This is a genomic window from Vibrio ostreae, from assembly GCF_019226825.1.
GTDB lineage: Bacteria > Pseudomonadota > Gammaproteobacteria > Enterobacterales > Vibrionaceae > Vibrio > Vibrio ostreae.
In genome coordinates this window covers 945,349-966,427 of record NZ_CP076642.1, presented here as the reverse complement: position 1 = coordinate 966,427, position 21,079 = coordinate 945,349, and the positions used below count along the sequence as shown (strand labels likewise).

The 21,079-nt window shown below is 49.5% G+C and carries 16 protein-coding genes and 1 pseudogene; 10 read left to right on the top strand and 7 right to left on the bottom strand.

Features of this window, described 5'->3' with window-relative positions; genetic code table 11:
* The first annotated feature begins 27 nt into the window (after window positions 1–27).
* Window positions 28–1,203 (top strand): MFS transporter, encoded by a 1,176-nt coding sequence (locus tag KNV97_RS04175; RefSeq protein WP_136483708.1) that lies wholly within the window; start codon window positions 28–30, stop codon window positions 1,201–1,203.
* A gap of 104 nt (window positions 1,204–1,307) precedes the next feature.
* Here KNV97_RS04175 and KNV97_RS04170 read toward each other — a convergent pair whose 3' ends face one another.
* The 4 genes and pseudogenes from KNV97_RS04170 to deoD form a co-directional block, all read right to left on the bottom strand.
* Window positions 1,308–2,891, bottom strand: a complete 1,584-nt coding sequence (locus KNV97_RS04170; protein ID WP_218561601.1) for a GGDEF domain-containing protein — start codon at window positions 2,889–2,891, stop codon at window positions 1,308–1,310.
* Window positions 2,872–4,359 carry a hypothetical protein gene (locus KNV97_RS04165; protein WP_218561600.1) on the bottom strand — a complete coding sequence of 496 codons (1,488 nt, stop codon included), beginning with the start codon at window positions 4,357–4,359 and terminating at the stop codon, window positions 2,872–2,874. The genes KNV97_RS04170 and KNV97_RS04165 overlap by 20 nt, the downstream gene beginning before the upstream one ends.
* Window positions 4,360–4,526: 167 nt before the next feature.
* Window positions 4,527–5,995: pseudogene (locus KNV97_RS04160) on the bottom strand (transposase).
* Window positions 5,996–6,064: 69 nt separating this feature from the next.
* Window positions 6,065–6,775: a purine-nucleoside phosphorylase gene (gene deoD, locus KNV97_RS04155; protein WP_136483712.1), complete on the bottom strand. Its 711-nt coding sequence runs from the start codon at window positions 6,773–6,775 to the stop codon at window positions 6,065–6,067.
* Window positions 6,776–7,213: 438 nt separating this feature from the next.
* Between deoD and KNV97_RS04150 the strand changes: the two genes are divergently transcribed.
* From KNV97_RS04150 to KNV97_RS04135, 4 genes are read left to right on the top strand one after another with little or no spacing between them, the layout of a single operon-like run.
* Window positions 7,214–8,167, top strand: a complete 954-nt coding sequence (locus tag KNV97_RS04150; RefSeq protein WP_136483713.1) for a YbgA family protein — start codon at window positions 7,214–7,216, stop codon at window positions 8,165–8,167.
* Window positions 8,157–8,957, top strand: coding sequence for a MerR family transcriptional regulator (locus KNV97_RS04145; protein WP_136483714.1), 801 nt, complete (start codon window positions 8,157–8,159; stop codon window positions 8,955–8,957). The genes KNV97_RS04150 and KNV97_RS04145 overlap by 11 nt, the downstream gene beginning before the upstream one ends.
* Window positions 8,958–8,980: 23 nt before the next feature.
* Complete coding sequence (gene phrB / locus KNV97_RS04140) at window positions 8,981–10,408, top strand: deoxyribodipyrimidine photo-lyase (protein ID WP_218561599.1); 1,428 nt, start codon at window positions 8,981–8,983, stop codon at window positions 10,406–10,408.
* On the top strand, window positions 10,398–11,330 hold the full coding sequence (locus KNV97_RS04135) for a L,D-transpeptidase family protein (protein WP_136483716.1): 933 nt from the start codon (window positions 10,398–10,400) through the stop codon (window positions 11,328–11,330). Before phrB ends, KNV97_RS04135 begins: the two co-directional genes overlap by 11 nt.
* Window positions 11,331–11,483: 153 nt before the next feature.
* Here the strand turns inward: KNV97_RS04135 and KNV97_RS04130 are convergent, their stop codons facing one another.
* Window positions 11,484–11,753, bottom strand: coding sequence for an Lpp/OprI family alanine-zipper lipoprotein (locus KNV97_RS04130; RefSeq protein WP_136483717.1), 270 nt, complete (start codon window positions 11,751–11,753; stop codon window positions 11,484–11,486).
* A 446-nt stretch (window positions 11,754–12,199) separates the two neighbouring features.
* Between KNV97_RS04130 and KNV97_RS04125 the strand changes: the two genes are divergently transcribed.
* On the top strand, window positions 12,200–13,534 hold the full coding sequence (locus KNV97_RS04125; RefSeq protein ID WP_136483718.1) for a DEAD/DEAH box helicase: 1,335 nt from the start codon (window positions 12,200–12,202) through the stop codon (window positions 13,532–13,534).
* Between the two features lie 110 nt (window positions 13,535–13,644).
* Here KNV97_RS04125 and KNV97_RS04120 read toward each other — a convergent pair whose 3' ends face one another.
* Entirely contained in the window at window positions 13,645–15,285 is a 1,641-nt protein-coding gene (locus KNV97_RS04120) for a methyl-accepting chemotaxis protein (RefSeq protein ID WP_218561598.1), read from the bottom strand.
* A gap of 404 nt (window positions 15,286–15,689) precedes the next feature.
* Here KNV97_RS04120 and KNV97_RS04115 point away from each other — a divergent pair, with 404 nt between their 5' ends.
* From KNV97_RS04115 to pstB, 4 genes are all read left to right on the top strand, one after another.
* Window positions 15,690–16,511 carry a phosphate ABC transporter substrate-binding protein gene (locus KNV97_RS04115; protein WP_136483720.1) on the top strand — a complete coding sequence of 274 codons (822 nt, stop codon included), beginning with the start codon at window positions 15,690–15,692 and terminating at the stop codon, window positions 16,509–16,511.
* A gap of 97 nt (window positions 16,512–16,608) precedes the next feature.
* Complete coding sequence (gene pstC, locus KNV97_RS04110) at window positions 16,609–17,541, top strand: phosphate ABC transporter permease subunit PstC (RefSeq protein ID WP_136483721.1); 933 nt, start codon at window positions 16,609–16,611, stop codon at window positions 17,539–17,541.
* Window positions 17,542–17,546: 5 nt separating this feature from the next.
* Window positions 17,547–18,410, top strand: a complete 864-nt coding sequence (pstA, locus tag KNV97_RS04105) for a phosphate ABC transporter permease PstA (protein ID WP_136483722.1) — start codon at window positions 17,547–17,549, stop codon at window positions 18,408–18,410.
* Between the two features lie 50 nt (window positions 18,411–18,460).
* Complete coding sequence (gene pstB, locus KNV97_RS04100; protein WP_136483723.1) at window positions 18,461–19,210, top strand: phosphate ABC transporter ATP-binding protein PstB; 750 nt, start codon at window positions 18,461–18,463, stop codon at window positions 19,208–19,210.
* Window positions 19,211–19,564: 354 nt separating this feature from the next.
* Here pstB and KNV97_RS04095 read toward each other — a convergent pair whose 3' ends face one another.
* A complete protein-coding gene (locus KNV97_RS04095; RefSeq protein ID WP_218561597.1) occupies window positions 19,565–20,944 on the bottom strand; it encodes a YjiH family protein in 1,380 nt (459 codons plus the stop codon).
* Window positions 20,945–21,079 lie beyond the last annotated feature (135 nt).

The window sequence follows — 21,079 nt, the reverse complement described above, 5'->3', positions numbered from 1 at the left end:
TTAAACGCTAGGATGATAATAATACCCATGGAAGCTAAAAATTGGCGAACTCCTGAAAATTTTCTGCTGATAATTTCGATTATCGTGCCGATTGCATTTTCCAGCTGGATGGCTCTGCTCAACAATTTTGCGGTTGAGCAAGCGCAGTTTAATGGTGCAGACATCGGCTTGCTGCAAAGTGTGCGTGAAATTCCGGGCTTTCTCGCCTTCACCGCCATCTTTGTTCTGCTGTTCATTCGTGAACAGCGTTTTATGATCATCGCGCTGGCGATGCTCACTTTCGGAGTGACCATGACCGGATGGTTCCCGACTCTGACCGGACTGTTGTTTACCACTTTGATCATGTCGATCGGATTCCACTATTTTGAAACATTAAAACAGTCCCTCTCGCTGCAATGGCTGACTAAAGAAGAAGCGCCGGAAATGCTGGGTAAATTTATCTCGGTTGGCGCGTTGGCTTCCCTCATCACCTATGGCGTTGTCTGGGTGATGCTGGAGCAATTACAGCTCAGTTACAAATGGGTATATGGCATCACAGGAGGGACCGGTTTGGTGTTGGTGATTGCCATCGCATTACTGTTTCCTGAATTTCAGGCTAAGACACCGCAGAACAAGAAACTGGTGCTGCGTAAACGCTACTGGCTTTACTATGCGCTGACTTTTATGAGTGGCGCACGGCGTCAGATATTTACCGTGTTTGCCGGTTTTCTGATGGTGGAAAAATTTGGCTATTCGGCGGCTGATATTACCCTGCTATTTTTGATCAACTATGTGTTCAACTTCCTGTTTGCTAAGCGTATTGGTCGTTTTATTGGCATTGTTGGCGAACGCAAAGCACTAATGTTTGAGTACCTTGGGCTGATTTGTGTGTTTGTTAGCTATGCTTTCGTGACTGATGCTCATTGGGCTGCGGGCCTGTACGTGGTTGACCATCTGTTTTTTGCGCTGGCGCTGGCGGTGAAAACCTATTTCCAGAAAATTGCTGATCCGGCTGATATGGCCTCTACTGCGGGTGTGTCGTTTACGATTAACCACATCGCAGCGGTCGTGATTCCGGTGACCTTTGGTCTGCTGTGGCTGGTTTCGCCAGCCGCGGTATTTCTGATCGGGGCTGCGATGGCCGGAGTTTCTTTCCTGCTCTCTCTCAATATTCCTGGTCAGCCGCAGGAAGGCAACGAAGTGCGCATCCTGCGCTGGAGCTGATAGCGGCTCAAATTGATTGCATAAAAGGGCTTTGGGGAATAAGGGCGCCGGGTGCAATCAGTCCAGGCTAAGAGGTTGGCGAGCGTTGCGCTCGCCGGGAGGATTCAGTTCTCCGTGCAGACCTGATTACGGCCGTTGGCTTTGGCGCGATACAGCGCTTTGTCGGCACGATAGAAAGTGCGTTGGGTGTTTTCACCCTCTCGATGCAGAGTGACGCCGATACTGACGGTCAGGCGGCGCTCACCAAGAATACTTTCCCAATCAAACTGGTTAATGCGTTCGCGAAACATTTCCGCATGGCCATGGGCTTGTTCGAGAGTCGCATTTTCGATAATCACCAGGAATTCTTCGCCACCAAAACGAACACATGACGCATTACGAAAACGGAAATAGCGCGCCAGTTCGGATGAGACACTGACAATAGCACTATCCCCGACCAGATGGCTGAGTTCATCATTAATCGATTTAAAATGGTCGATATCGACGACCAGAAAGGCGAATGGTGTTACGTTGAGCAGCAGATCTTTGAGTTTGCTATCCAGCCAGCGCCGATTGTGCAGCTTGGTCATCGGATCGGTGTAGACGTCTTGCTGCAATTGCGCCACGGCATGTTTCTGATTCTCTGTGGTTTCTTTGAGCTCGCGGTTTTCCAGTTCAGATAAGATGAGTTTCAGTTGCAGTTCAAAGCGAGATAAGCGGCGCAGTTGCGGCGAGCCCAGTTCGCCGATCGGGATCTGTTTCATCAGATCGGATTCTATGCGAAAGCCTTTCTTCTCATAAGCCAGTGCCGTTTTAAACTGTCCCTGCTGCTCGCTGATTTGGCTGAATGCACGATAAAGGCGTTGTTCAAGCACCGAGGTGATCTTGGTTGGCAGGCGTTTTTCCGTTGCCTGCAGTACCAAAGTGGCGTACTGATACTTATCTAACTGCAGCAAGCAGTAGGCTTTTTCGATTCTCAGCATGACGGAAAGCCACAATGAATGCACCTGACCGACCTGGTTCGCGACGCTGCCCAGAGTCGCTATCGCCAGCTCCAGTTTATTCTGCTGGCGATATAACGTAGCCCGATAAAGCAGGATTTGTCCGGCGAGATTTTTGTCGTTGACCAGAATACTCAGCTCTTCGCACTCTTTAATCAAATCGTTGGCGGCGGTGTAGCGATGCAGATGCAGATAGCAGCCCAACATATTCAGCTTGTACCTCAGCCGTAAAGAGCGGCTGGAGATGGCATGATCAATCCCGTCTATTTTCTGGTAGTAGCGCAGTGCCCGGGTATGATCGCCATAGTCATCGCATAAGCTACCCATGCCCAGCACGGCCAGCACGTAGTCGTCAATCAGGCTGTGTTCCACCGCCAGGCCCGACGCAGAAATATACTCTGTCAGTGCCGCGGAGTAGTCGCCAAGTTCAATCAAACGTTCACTGAGGCTGTTTTTCAGTGACAGGATAAGTTCATAGTCATGACTGGCTGCTAATAGTTTCAGTGCCGAACGCAACTCCTCGCTGCTTTGGGCTAACTGATTGAGTTCAGCGCGGCATTCTGCACTGAATATCAGACACAGGGCTTTTTCTTCCGGTGTGGTCGCAATATGCTTACGTACATGATTCCAGAAAATGATCGCACCTTCGCCCGTGACCGACGTGGCGTCCAGTCCCGCGTCCTGAATTTTATTGAGTAGGACTTCCATACGACTTTTCCTGTGTTTGTATCTGTTCTAACTGCTCTAGGGTAAATGGAAAACTGAGAATATCGTACAGCTGAATATCCGGCATCTCGTGATGCAGCCCTTTACGCTGCCAGGGATAGATGTCGATCATCTGTTGCAAGGTCTGATAGAGCTTGTCTGCGGCGCGGTCTTTTTCTTTTACCAGCAGTCCCAGCCGATGAGTGCTCAGTCTTGACAACAAGTCCTGTGAAGCACACAAGGTGTGTACCAGCTCGGTACAAATGTCGAGAAAGTAGGGATCCGGATGCAAAATGGTAATCACCGAGTGATTGGCATGGTTCAGCTCCGCTTTGAACTGAACTAATTGTTCCCACCAGTAGGTTTCTGACACCATATTGGACAGATGCTTTTCCGGGTCGTATTCGAACTGGGTGCGGATGCGGTTAATCAGCTTTCTGGCGCGCTGCTCAAGCTGATCTTTGGACATACGAGCTTTATCGAGCCCGATTTGTACCGTCTGCTCCCGTAGCATGCGGGTCGAGTGGAGACGATAATGACGAAATGCCCGCAAGGCGCTTTGGTAGTCACCGCGTTCTTCGGCGATTAAAGATTGTTGATAACAGATTTGTGCCAACAATTCCCGGTTATCGGCATCGTCGGCTGAGCGTTCGGCGGCATGCAGCAGCCGAGTCGCCTCGTCCAGATTATGGCGTAGCATCTCCAGTCGTGCACGGCTGATGTAGGAGTGAGCGGTCATCCAGACTAAATCGTGTTTGACCGCCAGATCATGCGCGCGTTGGGTGGCTTCATCGGCATCACTGAGCCTTTCCAGCCCGAGTAAAGCTAATGCTCTGAAATCCCACACTTCAGCCTGCCAGGTGCGGTCCTGATGACCTTGCAGTGCTTCTTCAGCACCATCAAGTACAGTTAGCATGTCGACAAACTGATTGAGCAGGTAGAGATCCCAGGCCCATAAAATGCGGGCTTTGCCTTCCAGCCAGTGAATGCGCGTGTTGTTGGCGACCTTGACGGCCAGCTCATGGGTTGAAGCGGCCAGTTTATGCTCGCCGGTCGTTCGCCAGACATTACCCAAACCGATCAGACACTCGATCATAATGCCATGTTCATCGACCAGTGCGGCCTGCTCAAGGGCATTGATCCAAAACTGTTGTGCAGTGTAGAACTTTGCTTGTCCCCAGAAATGTAAGGCGTGGATATGCAATATTTCGGGAACATAATCATCGGTGTCCAGGCTGTTCTGGTAACTGAGCGCCTGTTTGATGGTTTTCAGCCCCTGGCCGTGATTGTGCTCAAGCCAGTGGCAACGGGAGAGAATAATCAGTGCCTGGATAATACCATCGGAGTAATCGAGTTGTTTTGAACGCACCAGACACTGCTCAGCCACCAGCAGTGTCTGCTGGGGTTCTGATTCAAATTTATTGCGCAATTGGTCGAGTTCAAGATCGATTAGGTAGTGGTTTTTATCCAAACTGATGAGATCCTTGGCGTTGTGGTCAGCAGTTGGCCGAATTTCTCCGGGTAAAATGCCGACATGACTTCAAACGTATTAGTGCAACAATTTTAGTTATTTTACAATGAGTCACTGTATTTATTGACCATAGTTCACAAATTTACGTTTGGGAATTCGCCGAAAGTTTAGGACAAAAGTTCTTTTAATGTAAGGGGGTGTTGTGTTACGCCCAGGTTTTGAGCCGCGGTAAAGCCGTGTTTATCCTGATAACAGAGGTTATGCCAGGCACGGAAAATGTCCAGTAACGGCAGCAGCCCGCCCGGTCTGAGTTTGCGTCTTGGCTCGTTGATAAAGCCATCGAACAGCAGTTGGAAGCGCTGCTGATAAAATTCAATCTGGCGGATTGAGGCTTGCTCCAGCCAGTACGTTGGCTCTGGGTTATCGCCGGCCAGATAACAGATGCCTTTGCTGCCTGATTGCTGATGAGTGATTGCCCAGCGGTCACGCCACCATCCCATAAGTACGATGTCGACTTTTTCAAACTTGTGGCCGCTGATCCACTGGCTGTCTTCCTCCACATACATCAGATCCACACGGTTGGTTCTGATTCGTGGTAGACAAACGCTGAGTGCTGCCGAGCGCAGCAGAGGATCCTGCGGCATATAGAGAGTTATCCGCTTGTTCTCATTACACATATCCAACAAATGCAGATAGTGCGCGTAGGCAGTATACGGCGGGTGAATCAAAGCACCTTTGGATGGATACTGAAAACGGGTCAGATTGCCCATCGGATCTTCCACATTGGTGCGGGCTAGAATGGTTTGGTATTTCTGATCGATACGTTGACGCAGATGCGGAGAAGGCGGCTCACTCTCCAGACTGGCTTCAGCGGACTGCTGACGGGACACAAACCGGGCCGGAAAGGCATACGGGTCGTGATCCACCGGGCCTTGTGGCTCTTCATCGGCGGAGTAATTGACATGTTGGCACAAAATGTAGCCGCTACGAGCGTCACCGGTCGTTATCCACAGCGCGCCATTATTACTGTGCGGTTGCAGCGGCATAAAGCGTGACGCAAATTGATAGCTGTCGGTGTGATTAATCCAGCGTGCATCCATGACGGCCAGTTTGCGCCGGCAACGACTGGCGATGTGGTCGACATGGTCATAGAAGGTTTTAGGATTAATGTTTAATTTACGGCAGATTTCGCGCACTGAGTAGCCAGTAAACAGCAGGCCGAGCAGGGTTTCCTGCACCTGGAGTTTGTGATTGGCTCCCGACCATTTATCGACAAACGTCGACTGGCAGGTTTTGCAGCGGTAACGCTGACGATCACCACTGTAACCAAAAGCGTGATACAAGTGCTTATGGGTATGAACCGACAGGCCGAAATTAGCGCACTCAGACTGGCGACACGCGGGCAGGCCGTCACTGTGCAACTGGCGCAGACGGTGCAGCTCGTTGAGTACTTCGCGATTGTTAAGTAAGGGGGGAAGGCGCCACATTCACGACAAACCATGGTAGGACGCTTGGGGTTTGCGCGTTGCAGAATATAACGTTCAGCATCACTTAATCCAAAGTTGTCACACGCCAATGTTTTACAAAAGTTAAGTTGCAGACCATCCGCATCCACCGGTAATTGGTCGTAAGACACGATCGCCCCCTCGGAGTTTGTCAGCCGCCACTGTTAATTACAGTGGCGGTGAGATAAGTTGAATTTACCTTAGATGTTGATCGCCGTTTCCAGTGCGACCTGCATCATGTCATGGAAAGATTTCTGACGATCCTCTGCGCTGAGTTTTTCACCGCGCAGGATATGATCGGATACAGTCAGAATAGTCAGTGCACGTGCGCCCAGTTCGGCGGCCACACCGTAGATGCCGGCCGCTTCCATATCTACACCCAGGATGCCCAGTTTCTTCATCTTTTCAAAGATTTCAGGTTCCGGGGTATAGAACAGGTCGGCGGAAAAGACGTTCCCTACTTTAATCGCAACATTCTGAGCTCGCGCCTGATTAACCGCCGTTTCCAGTAAGTCGTAGTCGGCGATTGCGGCAAAATCATGACCGCTGAAACGAATGCGGTTTACTTTGGAATCGGTCGACGCGCCCATGCCAATGACCACATCCATCAGTTTGACATCATCACGCACCGCGCCACAGCTACCAATACGAATGATGTTTTTCACGCCGAATTCTGCGATCAGTTCATGCACGTAAATGCTGCAGGACGGAATGCCCATACCATGTCCCATTACCGACACTTTCTTACCTTTGTAAGTGCCTGTGTAACCAAACATATTACGTACATCGCAGACCTTTTTTACGTCATCGAGATAGGTTTGCGCGATGAATTCTGCACGCAGGGGATCACCTGGCATCAGCACGGTTTCTGCAAAATCACCGGTTTCGGCATTAATGTGTGGGGTGGCCATTGTTGTTCTCCAAAGTTGGACAGTCTTTCGTCAACTGAGATTAATTCACTGACATGAAGGTGTGGTTACCGATCGTGAAAGTGTAATTACCTATATTGTTGACTCATGAATGATTTGTTGTGGCAATACTAATCAGTAATAGCAAGGATCCTTGCGATGTTGGTCACAAAATGGTGTTGGTAATCGAGAATGAATTACTTTGATAACTATTTATGTTGAAAGTGCTAACGTAATCGATTTGCTGCCTATCGATTGGCTCTATATCGAAGGATTCAACCGCGATATTTGCAAACTGGCAACCCGCGTTGTCTGGATGGAAACGGGGATGATGCAAACACATCAGACCGAATTTTTTGTACAAGAAATTTGTTTGTATAACCTTTAGCAGTTATGCTATATCTTATACAAAGTTTTTAATTGTACAATTTGGAGGCCAGTATGGAATCGCAAGGTATTCGAGTCGGAATCAGCTCCTGTGTGCTGGGGGAGCGGGTGCGTTTTGACTCTGGGCATAAAAAGAGCCGGTTTGTGACCGACGAGCTTGCTCCGTACTTTGAGTTTGTTGCGGTTTGTCCGGAGGTAGGCATGGGATTACCTGTTCCCCGCCCGACTATCCGGCTGATTTCGGATCAAGAGCGTATCGCTCTGGTTGAGACCAAAGACCCGAGTCGTGATCACACGGCTGGCCTGCTGGCCTACTCTGAGCAGAAAATTGCTGAGCTGCAGCACGAGCAGCTACGGGGATACATTGTCTGCGCCAAGTCGCCTACCTGCGGGATGGAGAAAGTTAAAGTGTATAAAGAGCATGGCGCGGAAAAAGAGGGCGTCGGACTTTACACTCAGAAATTGAAAGAGGCGATGCCTTGGCTGCCGATTGAAGAAGATGGCCGGCTCAATGATCCTGTATTGCGCGAAAACTTTATTACCCGGGTGTTCTGCCTGCATGATTTCTATCAGAGCATGGGTGATAAGCCGAGCGCAGGCAAAGTGGTCGACTTCCATTCCCGCTATAAATTGTCGCTTATGGCTCATCATCCGCTCTCTTACCGGGCGTTGGGCAGGCTGGTGGCCAATGTCAGTCATCATGATCCGCAAGAGTTTGTGCGTGAATACCGCTTGGGCCTTATGCAGGCGCTGTCACATCGTGCCAGCCGCAAAAACCATACGAATGTGCTGATGCATCTGCAAGGCTACTTCAAGCGCTCTCTGAATGCCGAGCAGAAATCAGAACTGGCGGGTCTGATCCATGATTATCGTCTCGGCACCTTGCCGCTGCTGGCACCCCTGACGCTGATTAAACACTATTTATCCATGTATCCGGATGCGTACCTGAGTAAACAGCGTTATCTGGATCCTCATCCTCAGGAGTTGAAATTACGTTATGGCTTATGAAGAGAAGTTGTACGCGATTCGCGAAGTCTCAGAAATTACCGGGGTTAAACCGGTCACGCTCAGAGCCTGGCAACGTCGTTACAACCTGGTGCAACCCCAGCGCACGGAGAAAGGACACCGTTTGTACACCGACCTGGATATTCAGACGATACGTCAAATTCAAAACTGGCTGCTTAAAGGTGTCTCAATCGGAAAGGTCAGCCAGTTGTTGCAGGGAGCGCTGCTTGAACCGGGTGAGCTGACAGCGGCTCAAACGGAACTGGAAGAGTGTGAAGCCCTGTTGAGTGCTCTGGCGCAGCTCAATCGTGGTAAGGCTGAAAGTGTGATTTCGACCGTGATGAAAGAGTATCCGCTTGATATCGTCGAGCGTCAGTTCTTGTTGCCGGTGATTGACGCGGTCGACAAGGTAAAAGGTCCGCTGCGCTCGCTGCAAAAAGGTCTGCTGCAATCGATTATGCTGACCAAGTTATCGGGCATCATGGAGTCGGAAAATAAAGCAGCGCATAAAGGGCGCTGCCTGGTGGTGAGTTTCGACCCTGTGGGCAGTGTGCTGGCGTGGCTTTGGGCGCTGACCTGGGCCGAGCAAGGCTATAACGTCACCTTCCTGGATGGTGTTGAGGACATGACGGGTCTGCAGGAGCATGAGTTCCTGGCGCAATATAGCGCTGTGGCGCTGTTCTCTCATCGCAGTCTGGCTGAGAACCAGGTTCAGACGCTGCATCAACTGGTCAGCCGGTTTGGCGAGCAGTTATTTCTGTCAGATGTGTTACAAACCCTGACTCAACAGTAAGCCTGTTTTGAAGAGGAACCGATATGAAGCTGGTGTGGTTACGTCGCGATTTACGCTCGGTAGATAACGGCGCGCTTAATCAAGCGATCAGCAGTGGTGAAGCGGTATGTGCACTGTTTATCGCGACGCCTGCTCAGTGGCAGCAACATGATTTGGCGCCGGTTCAGGCCGATCTCATTTACCGCCGCTTGTTCGCGTTGCAGCGCGAGTTGCAGGCGCTGAACATTCCGCTGCTGTATAAAGAAGTCGATGACTTTAACCAGGCTGCTGAGTGTGTTGCCGACATAGCGCAGCAACTCGATGCGGGCCAGGTGCTGGTGAATCGAGATTATGAGCTCAATGAACAGCAGCGTGATGCTCTGGCTGCTGAATTGCTGACGGCGAAAGGAATTGACTGGCACTCGGAACACGATAAATGCGTTCTGGCGCCCGGCAGCGTGCTCAATAAGCAGGGGGCTTATTTCAAAGTGTTCACGCCGTTTAAGCGTGCCTGGCTAACACGTTTCTCTCCGCCGAGAATTGAGTCACCGGTTAAAGCCGCGTGTTGGGTGCTGGATGCCTCTCTTAGCGTGTTGGTATGGGATGACACGCAGCCTTTTTCTTACCCGCGAGTGGACAGCAGCGACTGGCCGGTTGAATTTGATGATTTGCGTCAACGCCTGCGCGCGTTTTGTCAGGAGCAGGTGACGGATTACAAGCAACTGAGGGATTTTCCTGCTCGCGCGGCCACCAGTACGCTTTCCCCTTATTTGGCGATCGGTGCCCTGTCGGCTCGTCAGTGTATTGCTCGTCTGTATGCAGAATCTGATATGGGCGCGTTGTCGGAAGGGGCGCAGACCTGGCTCAGTGAACTGATTTGGCGCGAGTTTTACCAGCACTTATTGGTGTTTGAACCACGTCTGTCGAAGAGCAAAGATTTTCTCGATTGGGGCGCCCGCCTGGAATGGTGGCAGGATGAGGAGAAATTCCGCCGTTGGTGTGAAGGCAAAACCGGCTATCCGATTGTTGATGCTGCGATGCGTCAGCTCAACCAGACTGGTTGGATGCATAATCGGCTGCGCATGATTGTCGCCAGTTTTCTGACCAAAGATCTACACATCGACTGGCGCTGGGGTGAGCGCTACTTTATGCAACAGCTTATTGATGGTGATTATGCAGCCAATAATGGTGGCTGGCAGTGGTGTGCTTCCACCGGTTGCGATGGACAGCCCTACTTTCGTATCTTCAACCCTGTGACCCAGAGTGAAAAGTTTGATCCGCAAGGGCGCTTTATTCGCCAGTGGATCGAAGAGCTCAATCAGGTGCCGGAAAAGTATATTCACGCGCCATGGCTCTGGTCCGGTGTTAACTCTCTGTTATATCCGCAGCCAATAGTTGATCACAAAGCGGAAAGAGAAGTAACCTTACGCTTATATAAAGAAGCGAAGGATAATAGCGATCATGTTACGTAAGTTATTGCTGTGGGGAGCATTGACCACCAGTTTTGCAACCAGTGCGTGGGCTGCGACTTACGATTTGCCCCATGAAGGCAGCAGCATGGTCGGCCATACTCAATACCATGTGATTGAGAAAGGGGAGACACTGGCCAATATTGCCAAGCACTATGATGTGGGTTTCCTGGCTCTGATGGCCGCCAACAAAGGGGTTGACCCGTTTTTGCCGCAGGAAGGCTATGTCCTGACCATTCCCTCCCAGGTGATTTTACCGGATGTTCCTTACGAAGGCATTGTGGTTAATCTGGCCGAATTGCGTTTGTACTATTTCGAGCCTGACTCAGGCAAAGTCCATATTTTCCCGGTCGGTATTGGCCGGATCGGGCGTGACACGCCAGAAATGCAAACTGTGATCAGTCAGAAACGTCCGGCTCCGACCTGGACGCCAACTGAAAATATTCGCCAGGAATATCGTAAGAAAGGGATCGAACTGCCCGCAGTCGTGCCGGCCGGCCCGGATAACCCATTGGGTGAATACGCCTTGCGTCTTGGTTATGGGCATGGTGAATATCTGATCCATGGTACTAACAAAGATTTTGGCATTGGATTGCGCGTCAGCTCAGGCTGTATTCGTATGGAGCCGAAAGACATTGAATGGTTATTCCAGCAGGTTGATCGCGGCGAAAAAGTACGTGTCATCGACGAGCCGGTCAAAGTGGCACTGGAACCGGATCGCAGCGTGTTTGTCGAAGCGCATGAACCACTGACCCGCAGCGACGGCAGTAAGAAATCTCTGGCGATGCCAATGGAGCTGAAATGGTGGATGGATGAATTCAATAAATCTGACACAAAAGCGCGCGCAGTGATTCTGGCTCAAAACGGGGTACCGGTTGAAGTGGTCGCACCGGACCTGAAAACGGAAACTGCCGAGGTCAACTGAGCACTGTTTTTCTGCCGTTGAACACGTTTATCATTTGTCGCCGTGTTGCCGCTGGCCATTTAGTCAGATGTTTTGTCACAGTCAACAAGTTAGCGCTGAATGCAGACATAAAAAAGAGCCTCATCAGAGGCTCTTTTTCAATTCTACAAAGGCTTACTTGGTGTAAGACTGTGCGATATTGTCAATGCGCTCGTTTGCACGTGCAGCTTCTTCCTGAGCTGACATTGCAGCATCAGAAGTTGCATTCAGCTTAGACATCATTTGAGATTGGCTGTTTTGCAGAGAAGATACTTGATTGCTCAGATCGCTTACTTGGTTGCTAAGTTGATCCAGTTTAGAAGAGGTTGCTTCGTCTGGACCTGATGCACAGCCAGCCAGTACTAGTACAGATGACGCTGCAGCTGCGATTAACATTTTGTTCATGCTGAACTCCTTGTTTACATTTATCAAAAACGCCCTATACATTTTTGCCCATATAGTGACGAATTAAAGTGTAGACACTATTTTAGCCTTCGACTACCGGGAAAAAGTCAAAATAATCCAAATTTTTACCAATTAATCAAATAATTGACCTTCATCTCAAGCTGAGTCTTGCTTTGCTTCATTATCTAAAGGCCGATTTTGGGCTAAATTAAGTATAGATGGGAATCACACAAGCCTTAACGTATAAGGCTTTGAGAGCTTTATCCTTGTTTTGATGAAGGTTTATGGGGGGGCTAATGAAGGCAGGAGAGGCTTAACCGTAATGAAAACCAGATTATTTTGTGTGATCTCTATCTATTGATGTTCTATTCGCGTTATCATACCGCGTTTTTAATTTTGACCCCTGCCTTGCGGCGCAAGGCTTGATAACGATATTGGAGAATCCTTTGCAGTTCAAAGACTTAGGTTTAGATAATCGCTTACTGAAAACACTGGCACATTATGATTTCAAGCAGGCGACCCAAATCCAACAGCAGGCTATTCCTGTTGCTATAGCCGGAAAAGATCTTCTGGCTTCATCCAAAACGGGTTCGGGTAAAACGCTAGCCTTTTTGTTGCCGATGCTGCATAAAGCATTAAAAACCAAGGCATTGTCTGCTCGCGATCCGCGTGGTTTGATTCTGGTACCTACCCGTGAACTTGCCAAGCAAGTGTACAGTGAACTGCGTTCAGTGCTGTCGGGACTGAGCTATACCGCGACCCTTATTACCGGTGGTGAAAACTTCAATGACCAGGTTAAGGCACTGCGCCGTGGCCCGAAATTCATCGTAGCGACTCCCGGACGTCTCGCTGACCACCTTGAGCATCGTTCACTGTTTCTGGAAGGTCTGGACACCCTGATCCTCGATGAAGCGGACCGCATGCTGGATCTGGGTTTTGCTCCTCAGTTGCGTCATATCCACAACGTGGCAAAGCACCGTCGCCGCCAGACCCTGATGTTCTCTGCGACGTTGGATCATGCTCAGGTGAATGACATTGCGTATGAAATGCTGAATGAGCCGAAGCGCATTGCAATTGGTGGTGCCAACGAACAGCACAAAGATATTACCCAACGTTTTTATCTGTGTGATCATCTTGATCACAAAGAGGCGTTACTGGAACGTGTGCTCAGTGATGCCGATTATCGTCAGGTCATTATTTTTACTGCGACCCGCAACGATACCGAGCGCCTGACTGCCAAGTTGAACGAGCAAAAACTCAAAGCGGTGGCACTGAGCGGTAACCTGAATCAGACGCAGCGCAATACCATCATGAGTCAGTTTGAGCGTGCGGTATTTAAGATTCTGGTGACCACCGATGTTGCTTCGCGCGGTCTGGATATCGCGAATGTCACCCACGTGATTAACTTTGATATGCCTAAACATACGGAAGAGTATGTACACAGGGTTGGTCGTACCGGTCGTGCCGGCAATAAAGGCGATGCAGTTTCTCTGGTCGGGCCGAAAGACTGGGACAGCTTTAAGCGGGTTGAGGCCTTTTTGCAACAGGATCTTCAGTTTGATGTGCTGGAAGGCCTGCAAGGTAAGTTTAAAGGGTTGAAACCGCGTCAGGCACAGAATGACAAGGTTACGGCACGCAACGCGAAAGCGAAACCTCAGGCGAAGAAAGTCGCGAAGAAACCGGTCAAACGCGATAAAGGTTTCTATGATCATGTGGCAGTCGGTGATTCGGTCTTTATTCCGAAAAAGAAAGTTGCCCCTAAGGTTGATGACGGCGAGTAATGACTGTTCAGTCAAGCCGGTTGGTTCAACAATTAGTCAGTGTTATCGGTAAATAATCAGGCCGCCCTTTGCAGGGGCGGCCTGATTATTTTGAGTGAAAGCGGGTATTTCTATACCTTAAAATAATCCAACTGCTGTTTCTGCTGTTCGGCCAGGGCGGATAGTTCCTGGCTGGCGGTGGCTGATTGGGTAATGCCGGTGACATTCTGGCTCACCAGGTCATAAATATTGCCCAGGTTACGGTTAATATCTGAGGTAACCTGATTTTGCTCTTCAGACGCTGATGCAACCTGGGTATTGAGCGCACTCAGTTCTGCGATCGCCTGGTTAATCGCTTGCAGGGCACCGCTGACCTGTGCTGACAGAGATTGGTTCTCTTCCAGCATTTTCAGGCTGGAGTTCATGCTGTCGTTGGCGATACCGGATTGATCCTGCAGGTCTTCAATAATGGCCTGGATTTCTTTCGTCGAATCCTGGGTTCGAGCTGCCAGCATACGCACTTCGTCGGCAACCACGGCAAAGCCGCGTCCGCTTTCGCCGGCACGCGCAGCCTCGATGGCTGCATTCAGCGCCAGTAGGTTAGTCTGTTCAGATATGCCCTGAATCACTTCAATCACTTTGCCGATTTTTTCGGACTGCTCTTTCAGGTTGTTCACCACGTTGGCTGCATCACCCAGTTTGTCAGCCATCAGCGCGTTAGCACGGTTGCTCTGTTCAAACATGGCCATACTGCTTTGTGCCTGCTGGTTGGCACTCTTAGCGGCCTGATCGGCCTGAGTCGCGTTATCGGTCACGGTGCTGGCGGCAATTTCCATCTGGTTTACCGCTGAAGCAACTTGCTCGACTTCCTGTTTTTCCTGATCGGAGTTCACGCTGGACTGCGTCATTACCGCAGCCAGTTCCGTTGCCGAAGAGGCCACGTCATCACTGATGCGTACCAATGCGCCGACAGTGCTGCGCAACTGAGTCACGGTACTGTTGACATCACGTGCCAGCAGCGTCACTTCGTTATCACCGTCTTCGTCTGCGTTTACTAACAGGTTGCCTTGTGCAACTTCACGCACCACACTTTGCAGCTTTTGAATCGGGGTGACGATAACGCCGGCCAGATACCATGCGAACGCCGCGGCAAACAGCAGAACAAAAATCAGGCCGGTTATCGACATGTTCATCACACTGTGATTGTGTTCCTCGCTCAGATGGACTTTTTCGAGCGCTAAACGATTAAGCTCTTTTGACAGAGCATCAATGGCTTTGATCATGACAGCACCTTGATCACGATACACATCCATCGCCCGCGTATATTCGGCGTCAAATGCGGCTGAAGTCTGCTGGTGATGTTTGACGTTAAGCAGGGGAATCATGGTTTTAATTGAGTAATCCACATAATCCTGCATCGCGTTTTTCAGCTGTTGCACTTCTTCGTTCAGTTCAGGAATAGTGCCAATCGACTGCAGGTGAGCCAGGTTGTCACTCTGACGCTGTTTTAATACGGATGGCAGGACTTTGACTTCTTCCGGCTTGAATAAGCTATAGATGGCACTAATACGCATTGCATAGGTGTTGTCTATAATTTTAGTCACTTCGTCTTTGTGATTGATCAGCGCTTCGGTTGATTGGGTCATGTCACGAAACGCATCTTTAAGGGTGGATGTACTGTATATAATGCCGGAGATGAGTAACAGCATTGTCATAAATACCGGTACCACCACCTGCAGTTTAATCGACAAACCGCTGAGTAGCTGGCGCATTGAAATTCCTCTTCTGAAATATGAGATAAAAATGAATTAACACTTAACTAGGATGTTATTTTGATTATTAAAATAATTCGCTGATGATATCGGCTAACTACAAGATATCAATAGGGATTTAATAGAAAAGTCATCTGACTTATTCCTTTTGGTCTTAGTTTCAACAGAGGAATGTTGTTGATTTTGTCACAAGATCAATAAAAGCGGGCTGCATCAGAATTCACTTATTAAGTGATTGGTTTTGCTAACGAAGTTAACTGTGGTGCTGATTTACCTTGGTTGCCGGTATGACACTCTGTCATGCACTGTTCAATTTATTGAAACATAATTGTCATATTCGCAGCCTAAAGTGACACTCGTTCAAGTGACACACAACGGCAATAAAGCCACTAAAGGAAATTGTGATGAAAAAGACAGTAATCGGTGCAATCGCTCTGCTAGGTGCTCTGGCAGTAAATCCAGTTTCAGCAAAAGAGACCATCTCTGCAGTTGGCTCGAGCAGCGTAACACCACTGATGGAAGTTTTCTCTGAAACATACATGAAAAAGAATTCAGACGTGTTTATTGAAGTACAAGGCCCGGGTTCTTCAGCGGGTATTAAAGCTGCGAAGAACGGCAGCGCAGATATCGGCATGTCTTCTCGTAACCTGAAAGATTCTGAAAAAGAATCAAACCTGGTTGAAGAAGTCATTGCTCGCGATGGTATCGCGGTTGTGGTTAACCCAAGCAACAAAGTGAAAGGCCTGACCGCTGAACAAGTTTCAGCTATTTATAAAGGTGAAGTCTCTAACTGGAAAGAAGTGGGTGGCGAAGACAAACCAATCGTTGCTATCACTCGTGACACAGCATCAGGTACTCGCGGCGCATTTGAAGAAATCATGGAACTGAAAATGAAAGTTTCTGGTAAAACTGTGTCTGCGATTTCTCAGCGAGCTCAGGTTGCAAACGGTAACGGTGGCCTGAAAACTATGGTTGCTTCTAACCCATACGCAATCGGCTACATCTCTCTGGGTACGGTTGACAACTCAGTACACGCTCTGGCAATCGACGGTGTGAATGCCAGTGTTGACAATGTGAAGAGCGGTTCTTACAAAGTAGCTCGTCCATTCCTGGTTCTTTACAAGAAAGGCCAGCCTTCAGCAGAGACTCAGAAATTCCTGGATTGGATGCTGACTGATGAAGCACAGGAAATCGTAGGTTCTCACCACTACATCTCTGTGAAGTAAGATATTCCGTTACAACCAATCAGTAGTTTGCTCAGCCCGCTTGCTTAGGGCTGAGCGTTTTCAATCCAAATCGACTCGCTCGACAAGTGAGATGAATATGACCATCGCGACAAATAGTGATCAGCTTATGAACAGTGAATCGACACAGCTATCCAAACGCACTTTGCGTGAGAAAAAGCGTATCGACTGGAGAGAGCGCATTTTCCACGGTTTGTTCTTAACCAGTGCCGTCATCGGTATCGTCTCTCTGGCGATTATTGCTTATTTTATCATCCGGGAAAGTATTCCCGCATTTCAGGAAGCCGGTGTATCCGGTATCGTTCTGGGCCAAAACTGGCTGCCACCGGCACTGTACGGCGTGGCGACCATGATTGTCGCCTCCGTTGTCTCTACCTTTGGTGCCGTGATTGTCGGGGTGCCAATTGGTGTCCTGACCGCTATTTTTATCGCTGAGATTGCTCCTAAACGTGTCGCGGACATCATTCGCCCGGCGGTAGAGCTGCTGGCAGGTATTCCTTCGGTGGTTTACGGCTTCTTTGGTCTGGTTATCATTGTTCCTCTGATTCAGAACATCTTCCAGGTTCCGGCAGGTAACACCATTCTGGCCGGTATTATTGTGCTGGGTGTGATGATCCTGCCAACCGTGATTACCGTTTCTGAAACATCCATTCGTGCCGTGCCGAAAACTTATAAAGAAGGTTCTCTGGCGCTGGGCGCATCGAATATCTACACCATTTTTAAGTTGCTTGTGCCTGCTGCTCGTTCAGGGATTATGACCGGCGTGATTCTGGGCATTGGTCGTGCTCTGGGTGAAACCATGGCGATCATCATGGTGATGGGGAATGCGCCGGCGATGCCGCAGGGCATCCTTGATTCTGCGCGTACCCTGACCGCGAACATTGCGATCGAAATGTCATACGCGAGCGGTGTTCACGCCAATGCGCTGTATGCCACCGGCGTGGTATTGCTGGTGTTTATCATGATGCTCAATGCGGCATTGCTGTACCTGAACCGCGAGAAAGCGAGGTAATCCCCATGGATCGTGTAAAACTGAAACAAGCGCGTGAATTTAAAGATAACGTACTGCGCAGCTTGATCTGGATTGCGGCGGCACTGACCGTTGGTTTTCTGTTCTGGATCATCTGGTACATTCTGTCTAACGGCCTGCAGCACGTGGACTGGAATTTCATCAGCGACAATTACACTCGTACCGGGGAAGAGCATGGTATCTTCCCGATGATCGTCTCAACCATTTATATGGTAGTGGCCTCTATTGCTGTGGCTGCTCCGCTCGGTATTATGACGGCTATTTACCTGACCGAATATGCCAAAGTCGGCAGCCGCCTGGTTAAGGTGATTCGTTTCTGTACTGAATCTCTGGCCGGTATCCCATCGATTATTTTCGGTCTGTTTGGTATGACTTTCTTCGTTGCGATTCTGGGGCTGGGCTTTTCAATTCTGTCGGGCGCGCTGACGCTGAGTATTCTGATTCTGCCCGTCATTATCCGTACCACAGAAGAAGCGTTGATGTCTGTACCGCAAACCTATCGTGAAGGCTCCTACGGCCTTGGTGCTTCTAAAATCTATACTATCTGGCGTTTGATTTTGCCAAGCGCAATGCCAGGTATTCTGACTTCAGTCATTCTGAGTATCGGTCGGGTGATCGGTGAATCGGCTCCGGTCTTTCTGACCGCAGGCATGGTGGCACGTATTCCGGATTCATTAATGGATTCCGGACGTACCCTGACGGTTCACCTTTACAAGCTGACTACCGAGCTGTTCACTGTTGAAGAGTGGAACCAGGCTTATGGTACAGCAACGGTCCTGATTGTCGTCGTGTTGCTCATCAACATGATTACCAAATTGATCGCCAAGCGATTCAATACGGCGACTTACTAATCCGTAATTTACTCGTGTACTACGACTGACAGAATTGAAGAGATAACACAATGAACAAATTCAACATTGAAAACCTGAACCTGTTTTACGGTGAAAACCAGGCACTGAAATCGATCAACCTGCCAATCCCGACTCGTCAGGTAACGGCGCTGATCGGCCCGTCCGGCTGTGGTAAATCGACGTTACTGCGTTGTCTTAACCGCATGAATGACCTGATTGAAGGGGTTAAAATTACCGGTAAGCTGACCATGGACGGCGACGACGTGTATGGCAATATCGATGTCGCGGATTTACGCATTCGCGTTGGTATGGTGTTCCAAAAGCCAAACCCATTCCCGATGAGCATTTATGAAAACGTTGCTTACGGCCTGCGTGCGCAGGGTATCAAAGACAAAAAACACATTGATGAAGTGGTTGAAAGCTCGCTACGCGGTGCGGCGCTGTGGGATGAAGTAAAAGATCGTCTTAAGTCGCATGCGTTTGGTCTGTCTGGTGGGCAGCAGCAACGTTTGTGTATTGCTCGTACTATCGCGATGCAGCCTGACGTGATCCTGATGGATGAACCGACGTCCGCGCTGGACCCGATTGCGACCCACAAAATTGAAGAGCTGATGGAAGAGCTGAAGAAGAACTACACCATCGTCATTGTGACGCACTCCATGCAGCAGGCTCGTCGTATTTCCGATCGCACGGCCTTCTTCCTGATGGGAGAGCTGGTGGAACACGATGAAACTCAGAATATCTTTAATGAGCCGAGAGACGATCGCACTCGCGGCTATGTGAATGGGGACTTTGGCTAAGCCCCCTCGCTGTTGAACGGATTATAACTATAAAGCGATGGTAACCTTGCCCCTCATCTTGAGGGGCTTTTTTTGTTTGCTTATCGGGCGTTATCGGATCATCAGCCTGTTGTATACAGCTCTTTATGCTTGAACGCATTCATCTGTTCACCGATAGCACAAACCAACGTTTGTTTACCATCCCCGCATGTGGGCTGTTTTAACGATTGGCGGAGTATGATGGCCAAAGCACAGGATATAGAGCGGTTTTCGCTAGGCGCTTTGTTGATAGGAGTGAATGGAAAGTAAGCCGGTGATAAACCAAAACAGCCTCACACAGTGAGGCTGTTTTGCATCGTTTTGTTACAACCGGAATCAGAAAATCAGGTGGGCAACACCAGCGATCACAGGCAGTGTGATCAGGGTGCGCAGGATGAAAATCACGAACAGCTCGACAATGTTGACCGGAATACGGCTGCCCAGTAGCAAAGCACCCACTTCGGATAAGTAGATCAGCTGTGTTACCGACATGGCGGCAATCACAAAACGGGTCATTTCGTTATCGATTGAAGCGGCCAGAATTGCCGGAATGAACATGTCGGCAAACCCCACAACCATGGTCTGTGATGCCTGAACTGCTTCCGGAATGCCCAACAGTTCTAGGTAAGGCACAAACGGCTGACCCAGAATCGAGAACACAGAGGTATATTCAGCGATAACCAGCGCAATCGTACCCAGACCCATCACCACAGGCAGTACCCCGAATACCATATCAACAGCGTTGCGTACGCCTTCAGCCAATACGTGTTTCAGCGAACCAACTTGTCCAGCTTTAGCCAGCGCCAGATCCATGCCCCATGAAAACGCAGTATGCCCTTGTGGTACCGCATCTTGATCTGCTTGCGGCTTACTGCCATCGATGTAGGTGTCTTTCTTCAGGCTAAGTGGTGGCAGACGAGGGATGATCACTGCAGCAACCAAACCAGCCAGACAGATAGCGGCATAGAATGGCAAGAACAGATGCTCCAGGCCTACCTGTGCAATGACGATCAGGCTGAAAGTAATCGATACTGCAGAAAAGGTGGTGCCAACGACCGCAGCTTCACGTTGAGTATAAAATTTACCTTCGTACTGTTTACTGGTCAGCAGAATACCGACACTGCCGTCACCCAGCCAAGAAGCCACACAGTCAATCGCACTGCGTCCTGGCAGGTTAAACAGCGGACGCATGATCTTGCTCAGCAATGCACCCATCAGTTCCAGCAAACCAAAGTTCAACAGCAGCGGCAGCAACAGGCCAGCGAAAATAAATACTGAGAACAAGGTCGGTAGCAGGCCTTCCAGCACCAGACCACCGGTGTTTTCTTCCCAAACCGCTTTAGGACCAATTTGGAAAAAGGTCATGATCACTGCCGCGCCGCCAATGATACGTACCACGAGCCAGATCCAGTTCGGATTGAACAGGCCATTCAGAAACGGACGTTGAGTGATCCAGGCCGGCTGGAAAAGTTTGGTCAACACGGAAGCAACCGACATAAAAGCGATGATGATGGTCACGATAGCAACCAGGCTGTCACCCAGTACCGCTTGAATCGATTTGGCCAGAATAGCGACAGGAATCGTCAGAGAGTCCTGATAGCTGATCGGTGCCATAAACAGGAAAAGCCCGATCAGAGAAGGGATCAGGAACATCCAGAAGCTGCCGGAAGAAGTGTTTTCTGCCGGTGATTTAATAGTTTGAGCGTTATCTTGCATTGCGTCTCTCGTGATACCACTGGTTCAAGTAATACCCACTCCCTGGCATAGTCATTCACTCAATATCCCTATTTACTCATGCACGCAAGAATATCTAGTTTTTATGTTTTGAGCAATACTATTCATTAAATATCG